The organism is Micromonospora sp. AMSO12t (genome assembly GCF_008806585.1).
Lineage (GTDB): Bacteria > Actinomycetota > Actinomycetes > Mycobacteriales > Micromonosporaceae > Micromonospora > Micromonospora reichwaldensis.
Genome location: NZ_WAAS01000477.1, coordinates 1 through 1921 on the forward strand (window position 1 = coordinate 1; position 1921 = coordinate 1921).

Annotated in this window: 2 protein-coding genes; one reads left to right on the forward strand and one right to left on the reverse strand. The window is 77.0% G+C overall.

The features are described from left to right. Positions 1–833: DUF1028 domain-containing protein (locus tag F6X68_RS32425; RefSeq protein ID WP_151457800.1), on the reverse strand; the 833-nt coding region annotated here is incomplete at its 3' end. Positions 834–959: 126 nt separating this feature from the next. Between F6X68_RS32425 and F6X68_RS32430 the strand changes: the two genes are divergently transcribed. After that, on the forward strand, positions 960–1921 hold a 962-nt coding region (locus tag F6X68_RS32430; RefSeq protein ID WP_151457801.1), incomplete at its 3' end, for an LLM class F420-dependent oxidoreductase.

Below are 1921 nucleotides of genomic sequence, written 5' to 3' on the forward strand. Positions count from 1 at the left end.
GGGGCGGCCCTGCGCAGGTGGTGCAGCACGACCGGGTCGATCCGGCCGGGCACCAGGCGCTCCTCCAGGTTCTCCAGGCCGGCCCAGGAGAAGAGCGCCTCCTCCGGCCGCGCCGGGTCGACCGGGTGGCCGAGCGCGCCCAGCAGCGCGCCGACCTCGGCGGCGACCGCGCCCGTCAGGTCGAGCAGGGTGGCCGGGTCGGGCCGGCCGAAGAGCAGGGTGTGCACCGAGAGCAGCCGCCCCAGCTCGGTCACCGGATCGGGGTGGTCGTCGACCCGCAGGTCGACGAGCACGTCGCCGGTGCCGTCGTACCCGCCGCCGCGCTCGACCACCAGCAGCCCGGCGCTCTGCCGGCCGCGCCGATCGCCGCCGGCCCGGTCCCCGGCGCGCAACGCGGCCAGCAGCCGGTCGGGGAACGGCAGCGCGGCCCCGCCCAGCCAGGCGTCCCGGACCGCGTCGATCACCTCCGGGCCGACCAGGATGTTGCCCTGCGCCGCCCAGCCGTCGCCGGCCTGACCGCCGGCCCAGGGATGGCAGCTCGGCCCGGTCCAGGTCGCGCCCACGCCGGTGGCGGCGACCACGCCGAGCTGGCGGTGGTCCCGGTCCGGGTCGGCGGCGACCAGCCCCGCCACCACGTCGGCCGCGGCCACCCCGGTGCGCAGCAGCGTCAGCCCCTGCGGGCGGTAGGCGAGGTTGACGTGCGCCTGGGTGGCGAGCGCGCCGACTTCGGCCTCGGCGGCCGGCACCAGCGCGCCGGCGGCCAGGAACCGGCTGGCCACCACGACGCCGTGGTGGCGGCCGTCGGCGGAGCGGGCGACGAGCGAGAAGGTCACGCATGGAGAGTAGCTCCCTCCGCTGCGTGCATATCCCCAGGCTTCGATGGATGTGGGATCGTCGACGGGATCTTGCTCTGTGGCCCGGCGAGCGGGCACGATCGACCGATGACGACGCGATGGGGCATGACCGTGCCGCTGGACGGCATCCCGCTCGCCGAGCACGCCGCGATCTACGCGGCCCTCGACGGGGCCGGCTTCACCGACGTGTGGTCCTCGGAGGTCAACGGGGCAGATGCGTTCACCCCGCTGGCACTCGCCGCCGCCTGGCAGCCCCGGCTGCGCCTGGGCACCGCGATCACGCCGGTCTTCACCCGGGGCCCGGGCCTGCTGGCGATGAGCGCGGCGGCGCTGGCCGACGCCGCCCCGGGCCGGTTCGCGCTCGGCATCGGCGCGTCCTCGCCGGTCGTCGTGGGCAACTGGAACGCCGTGCCGTTCGAGGAGCCGTTCCGGCGCACCCGCGACGTGCTGCGGTTCCTGCGCGCGGCGCTGGCCGGGGAGACCGTCGACGAGGAGTACGACACCTTCGCCGTGCGCCGCTTCACCCTGGACCGCAAGCCGGCCGTGCCGCCGCCGGTGCTGCTCGCCGCGCTGCGCCCGGGGATGCTGCGGCTGGCCGGCGCCGAGGCCGACGGCGTCATCCTCAACTGGCTCGCCGCCACCGACGTGCCCCGGGCCCTCCCTGAGGTCGGCCAGCGGCGCACCGGCTTCGAGGTGGTCGCGCGGATCTTCGTCTGCCCGACCGAGGACGCCGTGCACGCCCGCGCCCTGGGCCGCCGGCTGATCACCAGTTACCTCACCGTGCCCGCGTACGCCGAGTTCCACCGCTGGCTGGGCCGCCAGGAGGTGCTCGGGCCGATGTGGCGGGCCTGGGCCGCCGGGGACCGGCGCGGCGCGGGCGCGGCGGTGCCCGACGACGTGGTCGATGCGTTGGTGCTGCACGGCTCGCCGGAGCATTGCCGCGAGCAGGTCCGCCGCTACGCCGACGCCGGTGTGGACGTACCGGTGCTGGCCCTGCTGCCCACCCCCGAGCTCGCCGCGGGTGGTGCGGCGGCGCTGGGGGACCTGATCGCGCGCCTGGGTGGGGG